At 47.3% G+C, this 1,005-nt stretch carries 1 pseudogene; it reads right to left on the reverse strand.

Going from position 1 to position 1,005, the window contains the following annotated elements:
• Positions 1–1,005: pseudogene (locus R7F07_RS25580) on the reverse strand (methyl-accepting chemotaxis protein); the annotation flags it as partial.

Genomic DNA, 1,005 nt, shown 5'->3' on the forward strand with positions numbered 1-1,005 from the left:
GAAGGTATTAAACCAGTGCGCCAGTTGGGCGGTTTCGTCCTTACCTTTCACCTCAATGCGGTAAGTTAGGTCGCCCTCGCCTTGTGCTGCGTCTTTAAAACGCTCCACTAAGTTAGTTAACACTTTGCCCAACGAGGTCGCGATCATTGTCATCGCAACAATACCAATCAGAGCCGCAATAATCCCTGCCCACACTCCCTTTTCAAGAGCTTCTGCACTTTGTTCTTCACTCCATCGCTCGTAGTCATCCACGTTCTTTTTAAGGAAGCTACTGGGAACCGACACCATAACGATCCAAGGCGCATCGCTGGTGTCAATTGCAGTAATCGCATACTCATCCCCGCCAAACGTCACAAGGCCTGCGCCCTTTTGTTTCGCAATGGATTGAATACGAGCCCATTGAGACGCCAATTCATGAGAGACTTTTTTGCCCACTTGATCCGCTTGGCTGCTGTTCGCCAGTGTTATGCCTTTCCACGAAGAAATCAGAATACGGCCTTGTCCATCAAACAAGTCGCTCGCGTAATTTTCACTTTGGCTTTGTAACTCGTTCAATGACAAATCAAAACCAAGAGAGCCTATGATCTCGCCACGTAACTTGATTGGTTGGCTGATGGTCGTGATCAGTTCTTGTTTGCCGCGAACCGGATACATGTACGGTTCCATCACGAACGTTTTGCCCGTTTCGTAAGGCATCAAGTGCCAATCGTCTTTACGCTCACCGTTGTTGTTTAATTCAGTATTGCTAAAGCTATCCATCGCCACGACATCAAAACTGTTGTGCGAATTTGGCGCAAAGAATGGCGCTAAGTAGCCTTCGCTATTAAAGCCAAGGCTTTTGTCTTGAATCGTTGGCTCAACCCACGATGGCTTTTCCCACACCATGTAACCAGCAAACACAGCTTTGTTCTGAGCTTCTAGCGACGCAATAAACTGTTTAACAATAATGTCTGGCGTTGTGGTCGTCTCTGCGCTTAATTCGATAATTGAACGCGCTTGCTTTAG

The sequence above is a fragment of the Vibrio sp. YT-16 genome, from assembly GCF_033337405.1.
GTDB lineage: Bacteria > Pseudomonadota > Gammaproteobacteria > Enterobacterales > Vibrionaceae > Vibrio > Vibrio alginolyticus.